This is a genomic window from Mucilaginibacter sp. P5_A6, from assembly GCF_056400585.1.
The window spans coordinates 313,917-340,058 of sequence record NZ_JBFUKZ010000008.1 but is presented as its reverse complement, the minus strand read 5'-3'; the positions used below and the strand labels follow the sequence as shown (position 1 = coordinate 340,058).

The window sequence follows — 26,142 nt, the reverse complement described above, 5'->3', positions numbered from 1 at the left end:
AAGGGTGAAAGTTTATATGGCGATAAGGTAGGGTAAAGGTTATGTTTAGGATTGCCGAAGGTGTGCTTTCGGAATGTTTTTGAGACAAGGTGTTCGGCATGTTTTGGTAAATGGATCCATATAAAAAAGCGAACGCCTGATTATTATATGTAATAACCTTTCGCCTTTTACCTTTATCCTTTCACCTTTACCTTATGCCGTAAAAGATCCTGAACCCCTGGATGTATTTTTTATTGCCGGCGTAGGATATACCATAATCAACCCTGAAAATAAGGCGTTGTACGCCCACATAATATTCCTGGTAATTGCGGTTGTTTTTGGTAGTAAGGTAATTAGCCCCGATGATCTCTTCCAGCTTGGCCTTTCTCAGTATGGGGATCTTATTAAATATGGATCCGGCAAAGTTGTGCTGGAAATGAGCTTCGAGGAAAGCACCGTTGGTACTATATGTATAAAAAGGTAAAAAGTGGAAACTGCCCACATAGGTAGGATCAAAGGTAGTACCCTGGTTACCTAAAAAGTGGTTGTAATCCATATAATACAGGGTTTTATCATTAAAGAAGCCTCCTGCAGTGAGCTTGAAAGCTGAAAAGCCGGTTAACCCCACCCTGATTTTGTATTGCGAAACATCAACAGAAGTAAAGTCATAATTAACATCCGAACCAAATACCCCTTTGATGCCTTTGCGGTAATTTACGGTGAGCGCAGGGTATTTTGAGGGCAGGTTAAACTTGCCGGTTGGCCGGGTAGCATATCGCTGGTCGAACGTAAAAGTTGCCGAGGTGCTAAAGGTAAGTGCCTGGTTCTGTGGAAATAAAAAGGAATGGTCATCGGCTGGCGTGCCCGGCGGGGCCAGCGGATTGTTTGACGTATATTCCCTGTTTTTAACATCTTTAATGTGGGCGTATGAGGTATTGTAAAGCTGGCTCCGGCTGGCATAAGACAGATTTCCGCTAAGTAATACCCCATTGGTAACCTCGCGCTGGTATCCAAACTGGCCATAATGGGTGCGGTAATACTTAACATAATTATTTTCGCTTAAGAGGGTACTCAGGGTATTAAAGTATAGCGACCTGGTGCCTACGTTATTTAAATCAAGAATATCGTTGCCAAGGCTCATGAAAAACTTAGCATTGTGAAAAGGATCATTCTTATATTCCGAGTAAACATTGGCACTCAAAATTTTGTTTACAAATCCGTACCGCAAGTTCGGCGTTATACTTAGCGAGCGGAAATCGTCCAGCTTTTTGGTATATCTTACCTTAGCATTTATGCCAAAGCCCTCAACAGTGTTGTAATAAAAGGTTTGCAAAAAAGGATAAACATATAGCGAATCCTTCTCGCTGCGGCTACTGGCATAGTAGCCAAATATTAAATAGCCCGGATAGTTGATATGGTTTTTGGTATGTTGAATGGAATCTAAGTAGCGATCTGTTAACTGATAAGCCGCAACGCTATCTTTCTTTTGATAATCCCGGGCTTCCCTTGTGGTTAAAGGAACGGGGCGAACAGATGCCCAGTAATCTTCCTTTTTTGAATTTGCGGCAGTATCAATCTTTAATACTTCACCGGAAAAAAAATGGTCCGGGAAAGTGGGGTTGATTTTATAGCTGTTATAAATCGCCAGGTAATATCCGCCAAATTTAAACCCAAAAACAGCTCCCTTAAAGTTGTATTGCACTGCCGATGGCATCCAAACGCTATCGGTAATGGCTACATATTGCTGGCTGATATGTAAAGTATCTATCAGGTTGAGGCTATTTATGCCATTGGCCAGGTACAAATCGGCACCGTATAAACGCCAGTCGCCCTCTACAATATAAATATCGCCCTGGAAATACTGGCCATGGCTGCGGCGTGGGATTACCTGTATTTTATCAATAACGCGGCCATTCTCATTTGATACACCCAATAGCTTATACCTATAAAATGTTAATGCATTTGATGCCAGGGGCGATACAAAGCCACGGGTACTTAAACCGTTTATGGTAAACACATTATTATAAAAATTCACCTGCAGATCGGATGCCTTATTATAACTAAAAGCAGTGTTAATACCAGCTGTTCGGTTGGCAATTGTAATTTCCTTTATCTTATCAGGCCTTTGAAAATTATATTCCGATAATGATTCCTGCTGATAAAGAATGCCGCGACCTATGGAATCCAGATCAAGCGTATTGATAACCTCTTTTGATAACAGGGATTTAGGTGCACTCAACAGTTTTTGCACTCCTTTTATATAAACCGCGCAGGAGTACGAAGCCGCTTCGTCCAGGTAGTATTTTCGCTTTTTTATCACTTGTTTCATGATGGTATCAGCAGCATCGCGGTTTTTGCGATAAATGGCAGCTACCCTTGCTGTTCCAAAAACCTCGTCATCCATTTGCACATTCAAGGTTTCATCATGATCTGTTATAGTAACTGTTACTACCTTTTCATTAAAGCCAACAGAACGGTAAGTTAAATTATAGGTGCCGGGCGAAAGCTTAAACTGGTACAATCCGTTTTCATTAGCTGTAGTACCATAGGTTGAATTGCGAATGTATACTGAAGTAAATGGAATTACGTTGTTTTTTTGATCAGTTATCTGCCCGGACAACAGATATTGCTGTGCTGTAGTATTAAGAGCGCATAAAATAGTGACAATCAGCAGTAAGTTTCTTTTCATAATCTTTCTTTAATAAGAATACTTTTTGCCTCTAAAATGTTTTATCTAAAGAGGCTATTTAATATTTAGACCTCATTAGGCATTTCAAATGCATGTGAATGCTTAATTTTGCTGCCTTTAACATTACATACTATGTATAATACATTACAGCCGGTTTTACAGCAGGAACTTGAAGCCATTGAAAATGCGGGGTTATATAAAAAAGAACGCATTATTACATCCCCACAGGGCGCAGATATAACTGTACAGGGCGGCAAAGAAGTGATTAACTTTTGCGCTAACAATTATCTTGGCCTATCTGCTAATCCTAAAGTGATACAGGCAGCTAAGGATGCAATGGATACCCATGGTTACGGTTTATCATCTGTACGTTTCATCTGCGGCACACAGGATATACATAAGGAGCTTGAAAAAAAGATAGCCGAATTTTTAGGTACCGAAGATACCATACTTTACGCCGCCGCATTTGATGCTAATGGCGGTGTTTTTGAACCATTGTTTAACGAACAGGATGCTATAATATCTGATGAGCTGAACCATGCTTCCATTATAGATGGTGTACGCCTTTGCAAGGCCCAGCGCCAGCGCTACAAGCATGATGATATGGCCGATCTTGAAGAAAAGCTTAAAGCTACCGAAGGCTGCCGTCACCGTATCATAGTAACAGATGGCGCCTTTAGTATGGATGGCACCATTGCACAACTTGATAAGATCTGTGCTTTAGCCGAACAATACAATGCCCTGGTGATGATTGACGAAAGTCATTGCTCGGGCTTTATGGGTAAAACCGGGAGGGGTACCCATGAGCATCATAATGTGATGGGTAAAATTGACATTATTACCGGCACCCTGGGTAAGGCCTTGGGCGGTGCATCGGGAGGATTTACATCCGGCCGTAAAGAGATTATTGATATGCTGCGCCAGCGTTCACGTCCGTACCTTTTCTCCAACACGCTTGCTCCATCTATCGCCGGCGCTTCAATAGCTGTTTTGGATATGCTGAGTGAAACTACCGAGCTGCGCGATAAACTGGAAAGTAATACCCAATACTTCCGCCAAAAAATGACGGAAGCCGGATTTGATATAAAACCGGGAGTGCATCCAATTGTACCGGTTATGCTTTACGAAGCCAAGCTGGCCCAGGAGTTTGCCGCTAAAATGCTGGAAGAAGGCATTTATGTGATCGGCTTTTACTACCCGGTAGTTCCGCAGGGTAAGGCCCGCATCCGTGTTCAGATTTCCGCAGCACATGATATGCATCATTTGGATAAAGCTATAGCGGCATTTACCAAAGTAGGTAAGGAATTGGGAGTGATTAAATAATTTTATATTTGCATCTTATTGCAAGCATGATTTATTCATGCTTGCCTGTTTAATAATAGTTAAGGAAAATAATGCAAGCTCAAATAGATCAATATACTGCCGAGATCAACGCCTTTTCACCGGTGAATGCCGATGAATTGGAAACGTTCAGGATAAAGTTTTTAGGCACCAAGGGAATTATCAAAGACTTGTTTGAGCAGTTTAAAAATGTCGGCCCCGAAGAAAAACGGACCTTTGGAAAGGTACTTAACCAGTTTAAGCAACTGGCCGAGGCAAAATATACGGAATTAAAGGACGGTTTTGACGCTGGTCCGCAAGCTAAAGACCTGGATATCGATTTGACTTTGCCTGGCGATGGCTTCACTGTTGGCTCGCGTCACCCTTTATCATTGGTACGTAACGAGATCATCGATATATTTAAGCGCCTGGGCTTTGTTGTTGCAGAAGGACCAGAGATTGAAGACGACTGGCATAACTTTTCGGCACTGAACTTCCCCGAAGAACACCCTGCGCGCGATATGCAGGACACCTTTTTTATTAAAAAGAACAACGGAAAGGATGATATCGCTTTGCGTACCCACACCTCATCGGTACAGGTGAGGATGATGGAGCATGGCAAACCACCATTCAGGGCTATTATGCCCGGCAGGGTTTACCGTAACGAGGCCATTTCGGCACGTGCTCATTGCTTTTTTCACCAGGTAGAAGGTTTGTATGTTGATGAAAACGTATCCTTCGCCGATCTGAAACAAACGCTTTATCACTTTGTGCAGGAGCTTTACGGCGAAGGCACCAGGGTGCGTTTCCGCCCATCGTATTTTCCGTTTACTGAGCCATCTGCCGAGATGGACATATCCTGTACCATTTGCAAAGGATCTGGCTGTAACATGTGTAAATACAGCGGCTGGGTTGAAATATTGGGTTGCGGTATGGTTGATCCGAATGTTTTGGAAAACTGCGGTATAGATAGTAAGAAATTTACTGGTTTTGCGTTTGGTATGGGTATGGAACGAATTGCCAATCTTAAATACGTTATTCGCGATTTGCGCCTGTTCTCAGAAAATGATGTGCGCTTCCTGAAGCAGTTTACAACCGAGATGCTATGAGAAGGCTGCTGATGATAGCATTCATTAGCTTATGCTATTTTTCATGCGGCAAAGCTACAGACTATGTACCCAGTGTACCGGTGAATTTCTCGAGGGCAATAAATGATCCCAGCCTATCGGCGCTTAACAGTGCCGGCGGTGTGGTTTTTATAAGCGGTTATGGTGTTGCCGGGTTAATTATTTACCGTACAGCAACCGGCGGGTATGTTGCCTATGATCGTTGCAGCAGCTATCAGCCCGAAAAAAAATGCGCCGTAACACTTGATGCCTCCGGCTTTACAGTAACTGATCCATGCAGCGGATCAATGTTTTCGCTGAGCGATGGAACGCCTGTAAAGGCCCCGGCAACTAAAGCATTAAGGAGCTATATTGTAAGTTATTATAATTATACGATAACCGTATCCAACTAATTCATGGAAGCCGATAAAATAAAAGACAGTATAAAGCGGGCAGCTCAAGATCTATTCCGTAAATTCGGTTACCATAAAACCAGTGTTAACGAAATTGCCAAAAAAGCAAAAATTGCAAAGGCCACTATCTATAAATACTTTGATAGTAAAGAGGCCGTACTGCATATTTTGCTAATGGACTATATTAAAGCCAGTGTTGATGACCTGGTTCAAAGTAACACGCCCGATATGGATGAAGAGGCTCACCTCAATAACCTCATCATGAAAACCTGTCGCCTGTCGTACACCGTTTGCAACGAATTTATAGGTTGGGATTTCATTCGCGAATCAACCAACTCCCAGGATTTTTTAAAGAACTTATCCAACGAGCTGGAAGAAATGTTAATGGCTTCATTTATCCAACTGCCGGGTATCCGCAAGCATGAAACCTACCACCAGCGATTGCGGTTTTTAATTAAATGCAGTAAAAGCATAGTGTTCAGCTTCGCGTTTACTTCGGTGAGTGATTCAGATGTACGTAAGAACTTTGTTTCTTTTCAAAAAGAGATTCTTCCTTATTTGGTAAAGGCTGCTATTGCGGTTTAAAGCTTTTCATCTATTTTAAAACTTATAGTGCCGCTTTCCTCTACATCCCAAATGGTTGAAGCTTCTATATTAATTGAATTTAGATTTAAAAAGGTATCCACCTGCTCCAGATAATCGCCTTCGGTATCGCCAAGCCGGGGAACACCAATTACCCTGTTATCAATATTGACTCTCCTTATTCTGTCTGTAAGCAGAGTTAATGTGTTTTGTGAATAGTTGGTGACTATATCTCCGGCTAACTCTCCATTTTTGTCAAACAAAAGGTAATCAGTCATTAAAATCGAAAAAAACTGATTGTCGCGTCTATCGTAATAAAACACCTCCGAAAATCTCGTCGGTGACTGTTGAAGGCCGACTATTAACCAATTATATATTTGTTCCTGCGTGGTCATCTATAAAGATATAGAACATTACGCGTGATATTCGAATCATTAATTTTATTTCTTCATTGACTTTGTGATTCAAAAATTTTTTTATTCTTCTGTGAAAGAATTGAACTTGGTATATTAATGTATTTCTCGCGGAAGATAAACTGGGACAGACATTAATCATCGCCAATAGCAACGCGCTCATGTTTCACTTAGGACACTTCCTTCAAGTGTTCTAAGTGAAAAAGTGAGAAAGAAATTTATTTTCAAAAATACCATATACCATATTGGTTTTTAGTATGTTATTTGCTATGTTTGCATAGTAAATCCAAAATGCCATGAGTCGTGAACTAACAGATTTTTCTGACCAGATAGATGAGGAGTTCGAGGTTGAGGAAAAAGCAACAAAGGGTATAATAAGTTACCTGTTAAGCTTGTTTGCTTAGCAATAACAGCATGCCGCCTTTTGTATGTTAACACCTTGATTGTTGTATCGTGCTTCCTGATTATGCTTTTTTGCATAACTTTGCAGCCTGATGAATAAAGTTGCGAAACAGAAGTTTTTTGAAGACGTTCGGATAATTGATATTGCCGAAGAGGGTAAAGGGGTAGGCAAGGCAGATGACTTTGTGCTTTTTGTTGATAAAGCAATCCCCGGCGATGTTGCTGATGTGCAGGTTTACCGCAGCAAAAAGAATTTTGGTGAGGCAAAAATCACCCAACTAAAACAACCATCGGAGTACCGTACCGATCCTTTCTGCGAACATTTTGGTACCTGTGGGGGCTGTAAATGGCAACACATGACCTATGAGGCGCAGTTAAAATTCAAACAAAAATCTGTCGCAGACGCGCTTGGTCGCATTGCCAAAATTGATGTCGACGGTATCATGGATATTATTCCTTCCCCGGCCGACCGTTATTACCGTAACAAACTGGAGTACACCTTTAGTGATAAACGCTGGTTGTATGATGGCGAGAACAAGGAGGACGAAACGCTCAATATGAATGCGCTGGGCTTTCATATCCCCGGCCGTTTTGATAAAATACTTGATGTAAAACACTGCTACCTGCAGGCCGAACCATCAAATGATCTGCGTAACAGCATCCGCGATTTTGTGATAGAACAAGGCTATTCTTTTTATAATCTGCGCAATCACCATGGCGCTTTGCGTAACCTTATTGTACGTACCTCATCAACAGGCGAGGTGATGGTAATTGTGGTTTTTGCGTATGTGAGCGAAGATGAGGTGAACAAGCTGATGAGCTTTATAGATGCAGGTTTTCCAGAGATTACTTCACTGCTATACATCATTAACCAAAAAAAGAACGATACTATTTTTGACCAGGACGTAATAGCCTTTAAAGGCCCCGAATTTATCCATGAGGAAATGAATGGTATAAAATTCCGTATCGGTCCAAAATCATTTTACCAAACCAACAGTATCCAGGCCTTGCGCCTGTATGAAATAACCCGTGATTTTGCAGGTTTCACCGGGGATGAACTGGTTTACGACCTGTACACCGGCGCCGGTACCATTGCCAACTTCATAGCAGGGGATGTACGCGAAGTTATTGGTGTGGAGTATGTGCCTACAGCTATTGAAGATGCCAAAATAAACTCGGCCATTAACAATATCACCAATACAAAATTTTATGCCGGCGATATGAAGGATGTGCTGGTGGCGGATTTTGTAATCGAACATGGCAAGCCTGATGTGATCATTACCGATCCGCCGCGTGCAGGCATGCATCCGGATGTAGTTGCCCGCCTGATGGAAATTGAGGCCCCAAAAATAGTTTATGTAAGCTGTAATGCAGCTACACAGGCCCGGGATTTGCTTGTATTAAAAGAAAAATACGACACAGTAAAAATACAACCCGTTGATATGTTTCCGCATACACAGCATGTAGAGAATGTTGTGCTGTTGGTATTGAGGTAGCGGAGAGGAAGGACAGAAAGAAAAAGGAGCAAGGATAAAGGACAAAAGACTCTTTTTGGAATTAGAGCTTATCTGCCTGGAGTTTTCCCTTTCTGGATTTAGAGTTTATCATTTAGAATTTTCTAACGTATGCAACCCGAAGACCTGTTAAACGAAGGTAATAATAAAGACAGCCAGGAAGCGGCAAAGAACAGTCCGTTACTGAGCCTGGAGCGAGATCTTAAATTTTTTACGGATTCTATTCATGAGGTAGCTATCGAGATCATGATGGAAGGTTTATCTTCATATCCCATTTTCATCGCCCACCAGCACGAACTCAAATTAGGAGAATTGATACTTGACAGGCATGATCTTAATTCGGATTGGAGCATCCACGCTTCAACGCTTGAAGAATTCACCGAACGTGGTGTAATTAAGCCCGAATTAAAAGACCGTTTCATCAACAGCTATAAAAACCCTAATGAATTTATGTGCGTGTTTGTGGTAGTGCCGGAGGGAGCAAATTTTGTTTACGTTCCGTATAAAAAATAAGCTGTCGCAAAGTTTTAATGTTGCAAAGTTGAAAGGTTACTTTGCAAAACGTTAAAACGGACTTGTATATTTACATCGCATAAAAGTAACATTACAACGTTCCAACCTTCAAACATTACAACAATTAATCCACATGTCTGAAAAAAAACTCCTGATATTAAACCAGCAACAGATACAGCAAAAGCTCGACCGTATTGCTTACCAGATACTGGAAGATAATTTCGACGAAGAAGAAATAATGATAGCCGGCATTATGCCCAGTGGTAACCACATTGCCAAAAGGCTGAAAGCCATTCTTGAAGAAATAGCTCCCTTTAGCTGTAAACTGTTATCTATTGAACTGGATAAGCAAAGCAGCAGCCTGCAGGCCAAAATTAATTTTGATGTAACGGAGTGCAGTAACAAAGTAGTGATCCTGGTAGATGATGTGCTCAATAGCGGTAAAACCCTTGCGTATGGCTTTGGTGTTTTCCTGGATGTACCCCTCAAAAAATTGCGTACAGCAGTATTGGTAGATCGTAACCACAAAAGCTTCCCTGTAACAACCGATTTTGCAGGCATGGCTTTATCCACGGTAATTAAAGAGCATGTTGATGTTGTGCTTGATGAAGAGGGCGAAGAGGATGCGGTTTATTTGAGGTAATAGCATTAACTTTCTTTTACGAAGGTTAATGCAGTACAATTGTCAAAAACTTTGCGGCTTTAGTACCAAAGCTATTATGTTGCCGGTACTGTTGCCGCTATCTCTCCCTCATCAGAAATGCTCAACCCGCTCCCCGGAAAATCTGATTCGGTAAGTGTCCTGATCCTTATAGCTGCCCGGTTCAGGGTGTCCTTAACCAGTCCGGTATCATGGGCTTGCCTGAACGATAAAATCCGGCCTTTCAAAAACTCGCCTTTTTTATTTACATATACTTTCAGCATAGGCGCCAGGCCGCAAATACCGGCCACGCTTACACAACGATAGGTGCAAAAATTACCAAGGCTATAAGCAATCAGCCGGTTATTATAAAGTTCTATAGCGCGGTTAACATGAGGCCCATTGCCAAGGATCAGATCGGCCCCTGCATCAATAGCATTATGCGCAAAAGCATGCACATCGCCCCGTTTTTCATTAATGTAGCTTTCCATTGCACAGGGCACATGCTCAAAATCAACACCCTCGCCGCCGCCATGAAAAGATACAATAACGACATCACAACGTTGTTTCAATTCGCTGATGATGCGGGCCGCGCCTTTCAGATCGAGTATTGGTACCGTGTTTGCATTGGGAGCAAATGAGCAAAAGCCATATTTAACGCCATTCAATTGAAAAACGGTTGAAGGTTTAACCAGCAGTCCCGCATGATTAATGCCCAGGCTATCCAGCGTTTGAATGGTGCTTTTGCGACCGTTTACGTCAAAATCGTTAATATGATTGTTGGCTAAGCTAAGTACATTAAAGCCGGCATCTTTTAAAACCGAGGCATATTTAGTAGGCATCCGAAACAGGAAGGCCTTGCTTTTTTGGTGTAATTTAAAATGCGCAGGATCGCCATTATTAAGCAGCGAGCCTTCCAGGTTGCCAAATATTACATCTGCACCTTTCAATTCAGGTTTTACGGCTCTAAAGCTATTGATGGCACTGTCTGGCGGCAGGGTAGTGCTGTCTGGGTATGATGTGCCCAGCATAATATCACCTACTGCGGCAATGCATAATGAATCGGGCCGAACAGGAATGATTTTTATTGGTTGGGTTATCACCGCCTTCTCCTTATGCCGCGCCAGGCGATGTTTAATAAGCGCGGGGTTTTCACAGGCTTGAAAAAACATTGCAGTGCAAAAGGTTATAGGCAATAAAAAAAATCGTGCGGAAAAAAAAAGTCCCTTCATGTTCATGAAAGGACTAATTTAGGTATTTAATTGAATTTCTTTTAATTATTATCCTCTTCGTCGTTGGTTGCAGGGGTATTGCTCAACTCATCTTTAAACGAAGCAAGCATGCGGCCTCCCCTGTAAAAATAGCGGCTATAGTATTCGTCATCAAGGCTGCTGATAGCTACGCCCCTTGATGATGCATGTGCAAATCTGCCGCCACCAAGGTAAATACCTACGTGCGATATCCTGCGGCTATGTATTTTAAAGAAAACCAGGTCGCCTTCTTTAAGCTCATCCTTGTTAACAGGATTAACCATGCTGAAAATATCGCGTGAATTTCTTTTGATATCAAGGTTAAAAACCTCGCTGTATAATTCTTTGGTAAATGCCGAGCAATCGATACCTTTTCTGGAGCTGCCACCAAAGTGGTAGGGGGTACCAATCCAATCATAAACAAAGTGAAAAAGTTTCATGTTTGAGGTTGCGGATAACGCGACACCCATAATTTGAGATAAGTATGTTTTTGCTAAACCGTCCTGTTCATCGGTTTTATCCTCAGCAACACTTGTAACATTTTTTGTTTGAGCTTGCGAAGCTAAAACAGTGAAAATAAGGGCAATAGCCAGGGCAAATTTCTTCATTTAATCAGTTGAATTGTTGATAGGGTCAACAAATTGTTTATTAAATTAGACACTTTGTCTATCGTTGAATACAAAACTATCCATATTTTTTAAATTTGCAAATAAAACGCACTTTTTTTTCAAAAAATATAAATAAACACGCTCAACTAAAAATCTTATTAATTTAACGCTGTTACTATTACGAAGAACGATTACATAATGTTGTGAGGCGCGATTCTTAATGTATTATTTATTACAGGATTGGTGTAAAAAAAAGTCTGAAATTAAGGACAATCATGTCTTTTTGACGGTTCGGACGCAGAAAATTGGTCGAAATGCTTTTGTAAAACCGTAAAATAGCATTATAAAGTTTGGTTAAACAAGCAAAACAGGCGTTATAATGCTTATAAAACATCCTAATATAAAATAAAAAATAAATCTGCATAACAAATTGGTTGCGGTTTCGATAATTTAAAGGATATAATTAGATTTGCGCTTTACTCCAAGAAAAAGATTGTTTAATTACATGAGTTCAATCGAAATAACAAAGGACACTTACCTGATGTGGTACGAACAAATGCTGTTGATGCGTAAGTTCGAGGAAAAAGCAGGACAACTATACGGACAACAAAAGATCAGGGGCTTTTGCCACTTGTATATTGGGCAAGAGGCCGTGCTGGCCGGAGCCATGTCTGTAATGAAACAGGAAGACAGTATGATCACCGCTTACCGCGATCACGCGCATGCTTTGGCAAAAGGGGTAACACCAAATGCCATCATGGCCGAGTTATATGGTAAAGCAACCGGATGCTCAAAAGGCAAAGGTGGATCAATGCACATGTTTGATAAAGAAAAACACTTTTACGGTGGCCACGGTATAGTTGGCGGACAGGTGCCAATGGGTGCAGGTATCGCTTTTGCCGAGCAATATAAGGGAACTGAGTTTGTGAACATAGCCTATATGGGCGATGGAGCGGTGCGCCAGGGTGCACTTACCGAAACCTTTAATATGGCTGCGCTTTGGAAACTGCCCGTAATTTTTGTTTGCGAAAACAATGGTTATGCCATGGGTACTTCTGTGGCCCGTACTACTATCCAAACTGATATTTATAAATTGGGCTTACCTTATGGTATCCCCTCATCAGCTGTTGATGGTATGGACCCTGCCGCAGTACACGTAGCAATGGATGAGGCTATTTCACGTGCACGTGCCGGCGAAGGCCCTACATTCCTGGAAATGCGTACTTATCGTTATAAGGGTCACTCTATGTCCGATCCTCAAAAATACCGCACTAAAGAGGAATTGGAAAGCTACAAAGCAAAAGATCCGATTGAAATAACCCGCCAGGCTATTGTTGAAAAAGCTTATGCCGACGAGAAATGGTTTGAAGAAGTTGATGCAAGGGTAAAAGTATTGGTTGATGAATCGGTTAAGTTTGCCGAAGAATCACCATGGCCGGAGGCTTCTGAATTATATACCGACGTTTACGTTCAAAGCGATTACCCTTACATTAGGGACTAACCGTTATATTTATACCAAATTTTTTATAACACATATAAATAGTATATGGCCGAAGTAGTTAGAATGCCTAAAATGAGCGATACCATGACCGAAGGGGTATTGGCGAAATGGCATAAGAAAGTTGGCGATAAAGTAAAATCCGGCGATGTATTGGCCGAGATTGAAACTGATAAAGCTACCATGGATTTTGAATCGTACCAGGATGGCACCTTATTATATATAGGTGTTGAAGAAGGTAGCGCCGTTCCGGTTGATGCTGTAATTGCCGTTTTAGGTAAAGATGGTGAAGATTACAAAGCAGCCCTTGCCGATGGTGCAGGAGAATCTGCTGCGCCGGCTAAAGAAGCAACACCGGCTAAGGAAGCGGCACCGGTTGCTGATAAAAAACCTGCCGCTACTGCTGCGCCAAAGGTTGACCTTTCAAGCATACCGGCTACTGTAATACGTATGCCTGCGCTTAGCGATACCATGACCGAGGGCGTTATCAATAAATGGAACTTTAAAGTTGGTGATAAAGTAAAATCTGACGACTCATTAGCTGATGTGGAAACCGATAAGGCTACTATGGAAGTTGTGGGTTACGAAGCGGGTACACTTTTATATATTGGCCCTAAAGAAGGCGAGGCCGCTCCTGTAAATGGCATTATAGCCATTGTAGGAAAAGAAGGTACCGATATTACGCCGTTATTGCAGGATACAGGCGATGCCCCAGCTGCCGCGCCTGCAGAAGAAGCTGCACCAGAAGCCAAAGCGGCAAGCACTGATGCTGCCCCTGTTGCTTCATCATCTGCAGATGACAGCCGTGTTAAAGCATCGCCACTTGCGCGTAAAATTGCTAAAGATAAAGGCATTAACCTTAATGATGTAAAAGGCAGCGCAGAAGGCGGCCGTATCATTAAAAAGGATATTGAAGATTATACACCAGGTGCAAAACCAGCTGCAGAAAGCGCACCGGCAACCGCTGCTCCCGCTTCTGCACCAGCTGCAAAAGCTCCTGTTGTTTTGCCAACTTACACAGGCGAAGAAAAATTCAGCGAAAGGCCGGTTACACAAATGCGTAAAGCAATAAGCCGCCGTTTAAGCGAAAGCTTATTTACCGCACCGCATTTTTACGTAACCATGAGCATCGATATGGACCAGGCTATTGCAGCCCGTACCCGCATCAATGATGTGGCCCCGGTTAAAATATCGTTTAATGATTTTGTATTAAAAGCATGCGCAGTTGCCTTAAAACAACACCCTGCTATTAATTCGGCATTTATGGGCGATAAGATTCGCACCAACGAACATATCCACATTGGTGTTGCGGTTGCTGTTGACGAAGGTTTGCTGGTACCGGTTATTAAATTTGCTGATGGTAAATCATTAAGCCACATCTCGGTTGAAGTGAAAGAATTTGCCGGCAAAGCGAAAGCTAAAAAATTACAGCCTGCCGAAATGGAAGGTTCAACCTTCACCATATCAAACTTAGGTATGTTTGGTGTTGATGAGTTTACTGCTATTATTAATACGCCAAATGCCTGTATCCTTGCTGTAAGCGGAATACAAGCGGTTCCGGTTGTTAAAAATGGCGCTGTGGTACCAGGCAACATTATGAAGGTTACGCTAAGCGCAGATCACCGTGTGGTTGATGGCGCAACGGCCGCAGCCTTCCTGCAAACGCTAAAATCATTACTGGAAGAACCGGTAAGGTTGTTGATATAAGTCTTTGGATTAAGGACTAATAGACGATAGACAAAGGACAAAAGATAAAAGACAAAGAGCGATGGGTTTATACTTATCGCTCTTTTTTATTTACACTAAAATCCATTGTTACGCTTAACGGCGACAAAAAGAATTGTTTATAGTGATTGCCTTAACAGCTTAAAGCTTCCCGATAATCTCCTTCAATTGATGCACATGCCTTTGTGTATGATAAATGGCGACAGTAATCCATTCCAGCCGGGTAAGGTAACCTATGCCGGTAAATTCGGAAGCAACACAGGTATCTGTCAGATCTTTGGTTTGTATATTTTCTTGTAATTCTTTAAAAACTGATGCCAGTTCTGTCATTAAAACATTCTTGTCATAGTGTTTATCGGCAGGGACCAGCATGGGTGCAGTAGGGTATTTGGCATCAAAATCTAAAAACAGGTCTTTTATTGCTTTGGCAAATTTATCCGGGCTTCTTTCTGTTGTTTTAACCGCGGCATTTATTATTGATATTGTACCCAAAACCGATAGTCTGATATGTTCAATCACTTGTCCTGCCGTCCAGCTTCCCTCAAATGGGATGCGGTTAATCTCATCCTGTTTAATGGATGTTATTACCTGCATAAATTCATCAGCGGTAGATTCAAACTGAACAGCTAAGGGTTGTGGTAAAGCGCTTGTTTGTGATTGATCTTTCATCTCGTTGGTTTTTATTGACTCAAATATCGGCAAAAGTAAATACCTGGTTGGGTGGCAATAAAGACTTTTTCGAGGGCGATTTGCGACAAATGAATTTTAGGCTTATAGTTCCTTCCGCATCACGTAATCATTCATCCAATATGGCCCTATAGCGATATCCTCTTCATAAGCAATTGCAAAGCCCATCTTCCCGTAAAAATTCAGGGCCTTATTACTTCTGTTCACATTAAGTTCCAAAATGTGCTTTCCTGCATCTTTGGTTTTTTGCGCTACTGCGTTAATTAGTATTTTACCGTAGCCCTTGCCCTGGGTTTGCGGCAGGCAGTACAGCTTGTGAAGCTTAAAAATATCTGCATTTTCCTCGCGTGGCGAATAGGCGGCAAAAGCAACGGGTATCCCCTTCTCTTCTAATAGCAGGTAAGTCTGCAGGTCTTCCGCCACCTGTTTACTGATCTTATCTGCCGAATAAATTTCATTCAGCATAAATTCTATTTGTTCTTTCTCCAATATAGGCGAATATGCTTCCCACCAGGTGGTATCGGCTATTTGCAATATGGTGTCAACATCGTTAACTGTGGCCTTCCTTATAGTATACATTTTTTTATTGTCTGTTAATCTCAAATAAGTTGATTGGCTTTAAGCTTTGTGCATTCTGCTTTAAGCTTATTATGCTTTTTCTTCCCAGATCATGCAAAGGTGTAGGATGGTCTCTACCGCCTTTTGCATATCCTGTACCGATACCCATTCCTGCTTACTATGAAAGGCGTGCTCGCCTGCAAATATATTAGGGCAGGGTAAACCCATGAACGATAGTCTTGAACCATCTGTGCCGCCCCGGATGCTGCATAATTTGGCAGTCAGGCCGGTTCTGTTAATGGCTTCCATGGCATTGTCAACTATCTCTGGGTGCTGTTGCAGTATATTTTTCATATTACGGTACTGCTGGCTGGTGACTAAAGTATAAGCAGAATTTGGATAGCGTTTCAATACTTCATCTGCCGTTTTACGGATCACATCTGCATGGACTTTTAAATTATCCTCGTCAAAATCGCGGATAATAAAATCAATGCCGGCGGTTTCAACATGTCCTTCTATACTTACCGGGTGTACAAAACCCTCCATTTCTTCGGTATGCTCGGGCGATAACTCATCTGGCAAAGCCGCGATGATCTCTCCTGCAATTTTTATGGCGCTTTCCATTTTGCCTTTAGCAAAGCCGGGATGAGCGCTTACACCCTGTACGGTCAGTCTTGCACCATCGGCAGAGAATGTTTCATTTTCCATGTTCCCGGCGCTTTCGCCATCAATGGTATAGCCAGCATAGGCCCCCAGTTTGGCAATATCCACATGATCAACACCATGGCCCACCTCTTCATCGGGGGTGAATAATATGCGGATGTCGCCATGTTTTATTTCCGGATGGTTTATCAGCTGGTAACAGGCATCCATAATTTCGGCTACTCCGGCTTTGTTATCGGCTCCCAATAAAGTAAGGCCGCTGGCGGTGATCACATCATGGCCTACCTGATTTTTAAGGTTGGGGTGGTCGGCCAGTTTGATAATCTGTGCAGTATCATCCGGCAAAATAATATCCTGCCCCTGGTAATTTTGATGAACAATGGGCTTTACATTAGCCCCACTGCAATCGGGCGCCGTATCCACATGCGAGCAAAAACAAATTACAGGCACAGGTTTATGGGTATTTGAGGGAACGGTAGCGTATACATATCCAAACTCATCTAAATGGGCATCGGTAACACCTATTGCCAGCAACTCATCAACTAACAGCCTGCTTAAGTTTTTTTGTTTTTCTGTTGAGGGAAATGTAACCGAAGCAGGGTCAGATTGCGTATCAATGGTAACATAACGCAAAAAGCGTTCTGTTACTGTAAAATTTAGCGGCGAATTAAAACTCATAAGCTATATTAGTAAAATTTTTATGACCGGTAATAAATCCGGTTGGTTGCCATTTGTAAATATTGATTAAAATTTAACATTGAAAAAATATATTCTGTTTTTTGTTTTGGCTTGCTCAGGTGCTGTTACGGTTAAGGCACAAAGTGGATATAACTATTACGAATTTGGCATAGCCGCAGGTGCAAGCTATGGCAAAGCGGAGGCCGATCTTAAAAAGCAGGATTATCACCCTGCGTTTAATTTTAATCTTGTTTACAATTATAGCCCATTCCTGCCCATCGTTCTCGAACTGCAAAAAGGAACCTTTTCGGGCGGTGGTCCAACTCGTGCGGAAGACGCGTCTGGCAGGTATTTTACCAATTCCTACATTTCGTTGAACTTTCATGCCGACCTGCAGGCCGGCGAAATAATTGATTACTCGGATAGTTGGTTTTTAGATAAAATTAAAAACTTTTACGTGGGTACAGGTATTGGGTTCATATATAATAAAATAACCAGGATTGAGCGCTATAACCGATTCCCGGAAAATGATGTACATGTTTTTCCAGATCCCGGGTCTGCTGAAGGCTTTCGCGGAAAAGATAAAGGATTTAACCTCATTATCCCTCTTAGGTTTGGTTATGAATTTAAAATTTATGATGACTATAATATGCCCCGTTATGGAATTGACATTGGCATACAACATTACTATGATATTGGAGAAGGGCTTGATGGCTATAACGATCCGGTCTCGAAATACAAAAACAATGCACTTGACCAGTATGTATTTGTATCAGTAGGTATAAAGTATAACTTTTATACTCATCTAACATCATACAACAAACTTATCAGGAAATTTCAATATTGAACATAGAAGAATTACGTGATTATTGCCTGCAAAAACCAGGTACAACAGAGGGTTTCCCCTTTGGAGAAGATACTTTGGTTTTTAAAGTAGGCGATAAAATATTCCTGTTGATAGGCCTTACAGCGGGTAATCGTTTTAACGTAAAATGCGACCCTGAATTGGCCGTTGACCTGCGCGAACGCTATACCGAAGTAATCCCTGGCTACCACATGAATAAAAAACTTTGGAATACCGTTTACATGGATGGCTCATTAACCCGTAAACAGCTTTGCGAAATGATAGACCACTCTTATGAGCAGGTGGTAAAAAGCCTGCCCAAAAAAGTGCAGGCTGAGATTGCCGGATTAGGATAAGAAGCAAAATCGATAAATCAGGATTTTTCTACTATAATGATCGATACTGCGGGTTTGTAACAGAATTTTTCTAAATCTTATCTCTTGATTCTAATCTCTTGGCTCTATCTTTGATCCAAAGCAATTTCATGAGAGCATTTTTATCAGCTATAGTTTTCTTTTTCATCTGTATAATTGCAAAAGCCCAGCTTACGCCATTTGAGTTAAGTAAGGATAAAAACTATACTGCTACTTATGCTGAGGTAATTAGCTATTACCAAAAGCTCAGCAAGCTGTACCCGCAGCAAATGAAAATGATCAATTATGGTGCTACCGACGCAGGCAAACCTTTGACGTTGATTGTACTTTCAAAAGACAGGGTTTTTGATCCGGCATTGATAAAAAAACAGGACAAGCGGGTGCTGCTTATCAATAACGGCATCCACCCCGGCGAGCCGGAAGGCATTGATGCCAGTATGATGCTGGTACGCGATCTGCTAAAAAAGAACGAGGTACCTAAAGATGTTGTGCTTTGCTTTATAGCACTTTACAATATCGACGGTAACCTTAATCGCGGCCAAAGCCGGGTAAGCCAAAACGGGCCGGTGGCCTATGGTTTCAGGGGTAATTACCGCAACCTCGACCTGAACCGCGATTTTATAAAGGCCGATAGCCGCAACGCGCTTGCTTTTACGCAAATATTAACCACCTGGAAACCCGAGATTTTCCTGGATAACCATACCAGCGACGGTGCCGATTACCAGTATGTAATGACGCTGATAGAAACCCAAAAGGACAAACAAACCCCTATACTGGCAGATTATACCACTAAAATACTTACGCCCTACCTGTACAGTCATATGAAAAAAAGCGGCTACGAGATGATACCTTATGGTGCAGGCGAAGAAGGTTTGCCGGATTCTGGTATCGTTAGCTTTTTGGAAACGCCGCGGTTTGCAACCGGCTTTACCGCTCAGCATAACATCATCAGCTATATTACCGAAACGCATATGTTGAAAGCATTTGATAAAAGGGTATATGCCACTTATGATTTTATGCAGCATCTTATTGATATTAGCCAGCGCGATGCCAAACTAATTGGTGAGCTAAAGCAGAAAGCAGATGCAGCAGTTGCACGGCAAAAAACATTTGCCCTTAAATGGGAGGTGGATATGCAAAAGGTAGATACCATTACCTTTAAAGGTTATGAAGCAGGTTGCAAAACCAGCGAAGTAAGCGGGCTTAAGCGTTTATATTACGATAGGGGTAAGCCCTATACCAGGGTGATTAAGTTTTATAATACCTATAAAATTACAATAACGGCTGATAAACCCGTTGCCTACGTGATTCCGCAGGCATGGGGTAAAGTGATAGACCTGTTTAAACTAAACGGTGTAAAAATGCAGCAATTGGCGCATGACACTACGCTTACCTTGCAAATGTATTACTTTGGCGATATTAAAACGCCAACCCGCCCGTTTGAGGGCCATTACCTGCATAACAGCGTACAGTTAAACCCGGTTGATATGGCTGTAAAATTTTATGCGGGTGATTTCGTTGTATCTACCAATCAACCTATAAACCGCTATATTGTGGAAACACTGGAGCCGCAGGGTATAGATTCATTTTTTGCCTGGAATTTTTTTGATTCGGTGCTGGGCGAAAAGGAATACTTTTCTGATTACGTTTTTGAAGATAAAGCTGCCGATCTGTTAAAAAAAGATCCGGCCTTGAAGCAAAAACTGGACGATGCCAAAGCTAAAGACCCGCAGTTGGCCAATAGTGCCCAGGCTCAGCTTTTCTTTGTGTACCGTAATTCGCCATACTTCGAAAAAACATATATGCGCTACCCGGTAGGCCGCCTTTTAACCAATCTCAAACTCGATCTTAAATAATATGGAATATCTTACACTGGCCCCCGTGGCTTCAATAATATTTGTAATAACTATTATTACCTCGTTAATCGCTTTTGGTAATCAAAACCTGTATGGCAGGCTGATGCTGCATCCTTACAACGTTTCGCGCGGGCGTTATATTTATACCATCATCACCAGCGGGTTAATTCATAAAGACTGGATGCACCTGTTTTTTAACATGATGTCGTACTACTTTTTCGCCTTTCAGCTGGAGCCTGTATTGGGGCATTGGCAGTTTGGGGTATTGTACGTTTTAAGCCTGATATTAAGCGACATGCCATCGGTAATAAAACATAAGGAAAATTACAGCTACTATAGCCTTGGTGCATCAGGTGCGGTAAGCGCCATAGTTTTTAGCGCGATATTGTATAATCCACTTGATAAAATGATGATACTGCCTTTACCCATACCAATTTATGCGGTTGTATTTGGTGTCTTGTACCTCGTATATTGCAGCTATGCAACTAAATATTCACGCGATAACATTAACCACGATGCTCACTTTTACGGCGCGCTTAGCGGTTTGATGATCACTATCCTGTTTCATCCAGGTATTGTACCTTTCTTTTTTCAGCAAATTACCGGGAAAGTTCAATCGTTGCTGCAGTAATAAAATCACCCTCGGCGTTAAACAAAAAGCTCATGGGTTTTTCGGGGTTTTTGATGATCTCTAACAGCAGGAAGCCCCAGTTTTTCCAGAAGTTTTCCAATACCTGGCCATAAATTTTATTTACCCAGTCGTCAAACAATGGCTTGCTGCTGGTGCCACGTAGGGGCATAGCCTCTATATAAATAGTATCGCCAACTGGCATAATATTGTACTCGGGCAGGCGGTTAAACAGGTACGCCGAGTAGAAAAAACGGCCGTTCACTTCTTCAAACTGGATGGGGTGCAGGGTATGGCCTTTTATTTTTTCCAGCATTTTTTTATGATAGCTGCTATTAGCACCATTATCCTGCAGGCAAATGATCAATCCAAAATCTTTTATTCTTAAAGAAAATGTGAGGGTGTTGACCTCATCGCGATAGCCAAACACATCATCCGCATTATCCACCTTAAATAAATTCAGGCTAAAGGGCTTAAAGCCATCCAGTTCGATAGGCAGGTTAAGAGTTTGCAGCATTAAATGCAGGTTGCTGAACTTATGGATGATGGACTGCGAAATATTAAACTCTTCACCCTGCGCGTGCTGCTGCCGTATGCCAGCCTGGATCTCGTTAAAAATGATCCCATAAAGCAGTTTGCCTGCCCACTGAAACAATTTCAACTCATCAAGTTCTTTTACTGCATCGTAGCCGGTTTCAAAGGCCGCGGCTATTTCTGCTTCAAGCGGTTCAAGATATTGCTCGTTCACAATGGCGCTGCAAGGTAGTTTTAGGTCCTTGTAGGTGGCCATGCTTTCATCAAGCAGTTTAAAGGGCTGATCTTCCAGCTTGTAACGGCTCATGAGCCATTGCGGAAAAACCTGGATCTTTTCTTCTTCAGAATTTAAAGCCTCTCCCGTAAGGAAGCATTTGCTGTTACTGAAATTAAAACTCTCAAACGGTGAATAAATTTGTGCCGGCATGGCCGCAAAGATAAGCACGAATTTCATTCTAAACTTTTAGCTTTGGTTTTTAACATGGAACTGACATATCAACCCTTCGAACTGCAATTAAAGCACGCTTTTACCATAGCTAAGTTTTCGCGCACCACAACCCCGGTTATGCTGGTGCAGCTAAAACACGAAGGCTATACCGGTTACGGTGAAGCATCTATGGTGCCCTATATGGGCGAAAGTCACCAAAGCGCAACCGAGTTTTTGAGTAAGGTTGATATCAATCAGTTCGGCTATCCATTTGATTTTGGGTCGATAATCAGCTATTTGGATAGCATTGCCCCCGGCAACCCGGCAATAAAAGCCGCCATCGATATTGCCCTGTATGACCTGGCTGGTAAAATAAAGCAACAGTCCTGCTGGCAATTATTAGGTAGCAACCCCTCCCTGATGCCGATAACCAGTTTCACCATCGGCATTGATACGCCCGAAATGATCATCAAAAAAGTAAAGGAGGCCGAAGGTTTTAAAGTGATAAAGGTGAAGCTTGGCAGGGATACGGATAAAGAGCTCATTAATACCATACGCTCGGTTACCGACGTGCCTTTATATGTTGATGCCAACCAGGGATGGACGGACCTGCAGCAAAGCCTGGATATGACTTACTGGCTGCAGGAGCAAGGCGTGCAGCTTATAGAGCAGCCTATGCTTAAAACCGACCCCGACAGCAATGCCTGGCTCACGGAGCGTAGCCCTATTCCTATTATAGGCGACGAGGCTGTACAGCGTTTTGAGGACGTGGAAAAAGCCAATGGCGTGTATACCGGCATAAACATCAAACTCATGAAATCGGCAGGGATGTACGAGGCAAAGCGGATGATAACCAAAGCACGTGAACTTGGACTGCAGATTATGATAGGCTGTATGACAGAAACCAGCTGCGCCGCTTTAGCTGGTTTGGCTTTAGCTCCGCAATGCGATTGGGTTGACCTGGACGGACCATTTTTGGTAAGCAATAACCCATACCAGATGCCCGGTTTTGCCGATGGTAAGTATATATTGAATAACGACCCGGGATTGGGAATACGCAATGCCTAAGGCTTTAATCATCGGCGCGGGTATTGCAGGCATCGCGACAGCGATAAGGCTTGCGGTACAGGGACACCAGGTTGAAGTTTTTGAGGCGAACACTTGTCCCGGCGGTAAACTATCTGAATTTGAACAGGATGGCTTTAGGTTTGATGCCGGGCCGAGCTTGTTCACCATGCCGGCTTATGTTGATGAGCTGTTTACGCTTGCCGGAAAAACCCCTTCCGATTTTTTTAAGTACCGAAAGCTTGATAAAGTATGCCAATACTTTTACGAAGACGGCACAAAGCTAAATGCCTTTGCAGATGCCGATCTGTTTGCCGAAGAGGTAAATAAAAATACGGGCGAACCTGCGGGGTCTATAAAAAAATACCTGGCCAAAAGCGCTGATATTTACAGGGTTACCAGCCATGTTTTCCTGGAGAAGTCGTTGCACAGGCTTAAAACTTATTTGGACCTGGATACTATAAAGTCTGTTTTCAGCTTTTCAAAGATAGATGCATTCAAGACCATGCATAAGGCTAATGAAGGTTTTTTTAAGGACGAACGGCTGGTGCAGTTTTATGATCGCTATGCAACTTACAATGGCTCAAGCCCTTACGAGGCACCGGCAACGCTTAACGTAATCCCACATTTGGAGCAGCACTTTGGCGCATACTTTCCAGAGGGGGGCATGTACAGCATTATTACAAGTTTGGTAATGCTGGCAAAATCGTTGGATGTAAAATTCCATTTCAACACGCCTGTTTTGCAGATATTGGTAAACAACCGGCAGCTGATTGGCTTGAACGTTAACGGCGGCATAGTAACCGGCGACCTGGTTGTTTCCAACATGGATGTTTGGTTTACCTATCATAAACTATTAAAGGGGCACGGGCATTTGTTCCCCAAAAAGATCCTGGGGCAGGAGCGCAGCAGTTCGGCATTGATATTTTACTGGGGTATCAACAGGCAGTTTCCGGAGCTCGACCTGCACAACATATTTTTCAGTATTGATTATAAGGCCGAGTTTGACCACATCTGGAAAGACAAGAATCTCTTTGATGATCCCACTATCTACCTCAATATCAGCTCGAAATATAAAACCGATGATGCCCCCGAAGGCTGCGAAAACTGGTTCACCATGATCAATGTGCCTGCCAACACCGGGCAGGATTGGGATAGCCTAATAGCCGCAGCCCGCGAAAACATCCTCAAAAAGCTTACCCGCATTTTGGGCGACGATATCGGCCGGCTCATTGTATCCGAAAGTATCCTCGATCCGCGGGGTATCGAAAGTAAAACTTCATCATATCAGGGGGCGCTTTATGGCAACAGCAGCAACAGCCGGTTCGCGGCATTTTTGAGGCATGCCAACCGGTCGTCCAAAATTAAAAATTTGTATTTCTGCGGGGGGAGTGTTCATCCGGGCGGTGGGATTCCGCTTTGTTTGCTCTCGGCAAAAATTGTGAGCGGCTGGATTAGCGAAAACGCCCCTAAAACTTCTTAAAGGCCGTTTTTGAGAAAAAAAATGCAGATTTATAGGGGAAAAAGCACAAAAAAAACGGGAAAAATAGGGGATTTATCCAGAAAAAATCGAGAAAAATCGAGATTTTTTGCACTTTAAGAAGTGCCCCTGCTTTTGTTAAAAAATATCCAATCAAAACTCTCCTTTCAGGAGTCCGGGGGGCTTATATTTGCGCCATGAATCTTCAACTATTCGATAAGCAGGTTTATGCCGATAGGCGGCAGGTACTAAAAAACAGCATGGCCAATGATGGCCTTATCCTGCTCCTGGGCAACGAGGAAAGCAGCATGAACTATAAGGATAATCATTTCAGCTACCGCCAGGATAGCAGCTTCCTGTACTACTTCGGGCTGGATGTTGCCGGGCTGGCAGCCATCATCGATACCGATACCGGCGAAGAGGTCATCTTCGGTAACGAGCTCAGTATCGACGACATCATCTGGACCGGCGTACTGCCCACCGTTAGCCAAATGGCCGCCATGGTTGGCGTTGCCAAAACCCGCCCGTATGATGAAGTAACTCATTACATCCACAAAGCGCAAACCACCGGTCGCAAGGCGCATATACTGCCGCCTTACCGCCCCGAAAATAAAATTAAACTGGCCGCCTGGCTCAATGTTAGTCTGCAGGACGTGGCCGACCATGTTTCTGTTAAACTTATAAAAGCGGTAATTGCCCAGCGGGTGATCAAAACTCCCCTGGAAATTGCTGAAATGGAAAAAGCGGTATCCACAAGCGTGGATATGCAGCTGGCCGTTATTAAAAACACCCGCCCCGGCATTAAAGGTTACGAGCTGGTGGCTAAGGCAAATGAAGTAGCCATAGCAGCCGACTCGCGCCTGGGTTACCCCGCCATTATAACGCCCAGGGGCGAAACCCTGCATACCCATTACTACGGGCACACCCTGCAGGACGGCCAGATGCTGCTTTGCGATATAGGCGCCGAAAATGCCATGCATTATGGCGGCGACCTTACCCGTACCGTTCCGGTTGGCAGCAGGTTTACCGCCCGTCAAAGCGAATTGTACGAAGTGGTATTAAACTCCATGGACCACGCCATCAGCATGCTGAAACCGGGTGTGCGGTACAAGGACATTCACCTTACAGCCTGCCAGAAACTGGTTGAAGGCCTAAGTCAGGCGGGCATCATGAAAGGCGATGCGGCAGAGGCGGTTGCCGCAGGCGCGCATACCATGTTTTTTCAGTGCGGACTGGGCCACATGCTGGGCATGGATACCCACGATATGGAAGACCTTGGCGAACCCTACGTTGGCTACACCGATACCCTTAAAAAAGAAACCACCGTTTTCGGCCTTAAATCCCTGCGCCTCGGTCGCGAGCTGGAAGCCGGCTACGTGCTCACCATCGAACCGGGTATCTACATTATCCCCGAACTGATAGACCGCTGGCAGGCCGAAAAGAAATACGCCGACTTCATCAACTACGACGTACTGAACACCTACCGCGATTTCGGCGGCATCCGTATCGAGGACAACTTTTTGATAACCGACACCGGCAGTCACCTGCTGGGTAAGTATTTGCCAAAGAGTTTGAAGGAAATAGAAGGGTTGAAGGGATAAACTGGCCCAACAACGATGTGCCTAACAACCACCGTCATTGCGAGGCACGAAGCAATCCCCAACTGTACAGAGCCGCTATTTGGGTGCTAAATTAC

General features: G+C 43.0%; 24 protein-coding genes. 16 read left to right on the top strand and 8 right to left on the bottom strand.

Annotated elements, in window-relative coordinates:
• Positions 1-187: 187 nt before the first annotated feature.
• Positions 188-2,668: a DUF5686 family protein gene (locus tag AC1DO4_RS11680; RefSeq protein ID WP_477415919.1), complete on the bottom strand. Its 2,481-nt coding sequence runs from the start codon at positions 2,666-2,668 to the stop codon at positions 188-190.
• Positions 2,669-2,800: 132 nt separating this feature from the next.
• Between AC1DO4_RS11680 and kbl the strand changes: the two genes are divergently transcribed.
• The 4 genes from kbl to AC1DO4_RS11660 all read left to right on the top strand — a co-directional run bounded on the left by kbl (position 2,801) and on the right by AC1DO4_RS11660 (position 6,092).
• A complete protein-coding gene (kbl, locus tag AC1DO4_RS11675) occupies positions 2,801-3,991 on the top strand; it encodes a glycine C-acetyltransferase (protein WP_477415917.1) in 1,191 nt (396 codons plus the stop codon).
• Between the two features lie 71 nt (positions 3,992-4,062).
• Positions 4,063-5,097: a phenylalanine--tRNA ligase subunit alpha gene (gene pheS / locus AC1DO4_RS11670; protein ID WP_477415915.1), complete on the top strand. Its 1,035-nt coding sequence runs from the start codon at positions 4,063-4,065 to the stop codon at positions 5,095-5,097.
• Entirely contained in the window at positions 5,094-5,507 is a 414-nt protein-coding gene (locus AC1DO4_RS11665; RefSeq protein ID WP_477400765.1) for a Rieske (2Fe-2S) protein, read from the top strand. The genes pheS and AC1DO4_RS11665 overlap by 4 nt, the downstream gene beginning before the upstream one ends.
• Positions 5,508-5,510: 3 nt before the next feature.
• On the top strand, positions 5,511-6,092 hold the full coding sequence (locus AC1DO4_RS11660; protein WP_295718190.1) for a TetR/AcrR family transcriptional regulator: 582 nt from the start codon (positions 5,511-5,513) through the stop codon (positions 6,090-6,092).
• On the opposite strand, the gene AC1DO4_RS11655 is transcribed toward AC1DO4_RS11660, so the two are convergent.
• Positions 6,089-6,367: a hypothetical protein gene (locus AC1DO4_RS11655; protein ID WP_477415913.1), complete on the bottom strand. Its 279-nt coding sequence runs from the start codon at positions 6,365-6,367 to the stop codon at positions 6,089-6,091. The genes AC1DO4_RS11660 and AC1DO4_RS11655 overlap by 4 nt on opposite strands.
• Positions 6,368-6,996: 629 nt before the next feature.
• On the opposite strand from AC1DO4_RS11655, the gene rlmD reads away from it, so the two are divergent.
• The 3 genes from rlmD to AC1DO4_RS11640 all read left to right on the top strand — a co-directional run bounded on the left by rlmD (position 6,997) and on the right by AC1DO4_RS11640 (position 9,574).
• Positions 6,997-8,400, top strand: coding sequence for a 23S rRNA (uracil(1939)-C(5))-methyltransferase RlmD (gene rlmD, locus AC1DO4_RS11650; RefSeq protein WP_477415911.1), 1,404 nt, complete (start codon positions 6,997-6,999; stop codon positions 8,398-8,400).
• Between the two features lie 129 nt (positions 8,401-8,529).
• Positions 8,530-8,931, top strand: a complete 402-nt coding sequence (locus tag AC1DO4_RS11645; protein ID WP_477415909.1) for a hypothetical protein — start codon at positions 8,530-8,532, stop codon at positions 8,929-8,931.
• A 133-nt stretch (positions 8,932-9,064) separates the two neighbouring features.
• The gene (locus AC1DO4_RS11640) at positions 9,065-9,574 is read left to right on the top strand and encodes a phosphoribosyltransferase family protein (RefSeq protein WP_477415907.1); all 510 of its coding nucleotides are present in this window, start codon (positions 9,065-9,067) and stop codon (positions 9,572-9,574) included.
• A 74-nt stretch (positions 9,575-9,648) separates the two neighbouring features.
• Here AC1DO4_RS11640 and AC1DO4_RS11635 read toward each other — a convergent pair whose 3' ends face one another.
• Together AC1DO4_RS11635 and AC1DO4_RS11630 are read right to left on the bottom strand one after the other, a co-directional pair.
• Positions 9,649-10,743 (bottom strand): CapA family protein, encoded by a 1,095-nt coding sequence (locus tag AC1DO4_RS11635; RefSeq protein ID WP_477415905.1) that lies wholly within the window; start codon positions 10,741-10,743, stop codon positions 9,649-9,651.
• A gap of 101 nt (positions 10,744-10,844) precedes the next feature.
• Positions 10,845-11,429, bottom strand: a complete 585-nt coding sequence (locus tag AC1DO4_RS11630; RefSeq protein ID WP_477415903.1) for a C40 family peptidase — start codon at positions 11,427-11,429, stop codon at positions 10,845-10,847.
• A gap of 505 nt (positions 11,430-11,934) precedes the next feature.
• Between AC1DO4_RS11630 and pdhA the strand changes: the two genes are divergently transcribed.
• On the top strand, positions 11,935-12,930 hold the full coding sequence (gene pdhA / locus AC1DO4_RS11625) for a pyruvate dehydrogenase (acetyl-transferring) E1 component subunit alpha (RefSeq protein WP_477415901.1): 996 nt from the start codon (positions 11,935-11,937) through the stop codon (positions 12,928-12,930).
• A 45-nt stretch (positions 12,931-12,975) separates the two neighbouring features.
• Positions 12,976-14,634: a dihydrolipoamide acetyltransferase family protein gene (locus AC1DO4_RS11620; protein ID WP_477415899.1), complete on the top strand. Its 1,659-nt coding sequence runs from the start codon at positions 12,976-12,978 to the stop codon at positions 14,632-14,634.
• 159 nt (positions 14,635-14,793) lie between these two features.
• Here the strand turns inward: AC1DO4_RS11620 and AC1DO4_RS11615 are convergent, their stop codons facing one another.
• From AC1DO4_RS11615 to pepT, 3 genes are all read right to left on the bottom strand, one after another.
• A complete protein-coding gene (locus AC1DO4_RS11615; RefSeq protein WP_477415897.1) occupies positions 14,794-15,321 on the bottom strand; it encodes a DinB family protein in 528 nt (175 codons plus the stop codon).
• Between the two features lie 102 nt (positions 15,322-15,423).
• Positions 15,424-15,918, bottom strand: a complete 495-nt coding sequence (locus AC1DO4_RS11610) for an N-acetyltransferase family protein (protein WP_477415895.1) — start codon at positions 15,916-15,918, stop codon at positions 15,424-15,426.
• Positions 15,919-15,987: 69 nt separating this feature from the next.
• Entirely contained in the window at positions 15,988-17,238 is a 1,251-nt protein-coding gene (gene pepT / locus AC1DO4_RS11605; RefSeq protein WP_477415893.1) for a peptidase T, read from the bottom strand.
• A 79-nt stretch (positions 17,239-17,317) separates the two neighbouring features.
• On the opposite strand from pepT, the gene AC1DO4_RS11600 reads away from it, so the two are divergent.
• The 4 genes from AC1DO4_RS11600 to AC1DO4_RS11585 all read left to right on the top strand — a co-directional run bounded on the left by AC1DO4_RS11600 (position 17,318) and on the right by AC1DO4_RS11585 (position 20,943).
• Positions 17,318-18,085, top strand: a complete 768-nt coding sequence (locus tag AC1DO4_RS11600) for a hypothetical protein (RefSeq protein ID WP_477415891.1) — start codon at positions 17,318-17,320, stop codon at positions 18,083-18,085.
• Positions 18,082-18,438: an MmcQ/YjbR family DNA-binding protein gene (locus tag AC1DO4_RS11595; RefSeq protein ID WP_477415889.1), complete on the top strand. Its 357-nt coding sequence runs from the start codon at positions 18,082-18,084 to the stop codon at positions 18,436-18,438. Before AC1DO4_RS11600 ends, AC1DO4_RS11595 begins: the two co-directional genes overlap by 4 nt.
• A 128-nt stretch (positions 18,439-18,566) precedes the next feature.
• Positions 18,567-20,312 (top strand): M14 family zinc carboxypeptidase, encoded by a 1,746-nt coding sequence (locus AC1DO4_RS11590; RefSeq protein ID WP_477415887.1) that lies wholly within the window; start codon positions 18,567-18,569, stop codon positions 20,310-20,312.
• 1 nt (position 20,313) lies between these two features.
• Positions 20,314-20,943, top strand: a complete 630-nt coding sequence (locus tag AC1DO4_RS11585; RefSeq protein ID WP_477415885.1) for a rhomboid family intramembrane serine protease — start codon at positions 20,314-20,316, stop codon at positions 20,941-20,943.
• Here AC1DO4_RS11585 and AC1DO4_RS11580 read toward each other — a convergent pair.
• Positions 20,912-21,928: a hypothetical protein gene (locus AC1DO4_RS11580; protein WP_477415883.1), complete on the bottom strand. Its 1,017-nt coding sequence runs from the start codon at positions 21,926-21,928 to the stop codon at positions 20,912-20,914. The genes AC1DO4_RS11585 and AC1DO4_RS11580 overlap by 32 nt on opposite strands.
• Before the next feature lie 27 nt (positions 21,929-21,955).
• Between AC1DO4_RS11580 and AC1DO4_RS11575 the strand changes: the two genes are divergently transcribed.
• The 3 genes from AC1DO4_RS11575 (at position 21,956) to AC1DO4_RS11565 (ending at position 26,047) form a co-directional block, all read left to right on the top strand.
• Positions 21,956-22,969: a dipeptide epimerase gene (locus AC1DO4_RS11575; protein ID WP_477415881.1), complete on the top strand. Its 1,014-nt coding sequence runs from the start codon at positions 21,956-21,958 to the stop codon at positions 22,967-22,969.
• Positions 22,962-24,449, top strand: a complete 1,488-nt coding sequence (crtD, locus tag AC1DO4_RS11570; RefSeq protein ID WP_477415879.1) for a 1-hydroxycarotenoid 3,4-desaturase CrtD — start codon at positions 22,962-22,964, stop codon at positions 24,447-24,449. Before AC1DO4_RS11575 ends, crtD begins: the two co-directional genes overlap by 8 nt.
• A 194-nt stretch (positions 24,450-24,643) precedes the next feature.
• On the top strand, positions 24,644-26,047 hold the full coding sequence (locus AC1DO4_RS11565; RefSeq protein ID WP_477415877.1) for an aminopeptidase P family protein: 1,404 nt from the start codon (positions 24,644-24,646) through the stop codon (positions 26,045-26,047).
• Positions 26,048-26,142: the final 95 nt, after the last annotated feature.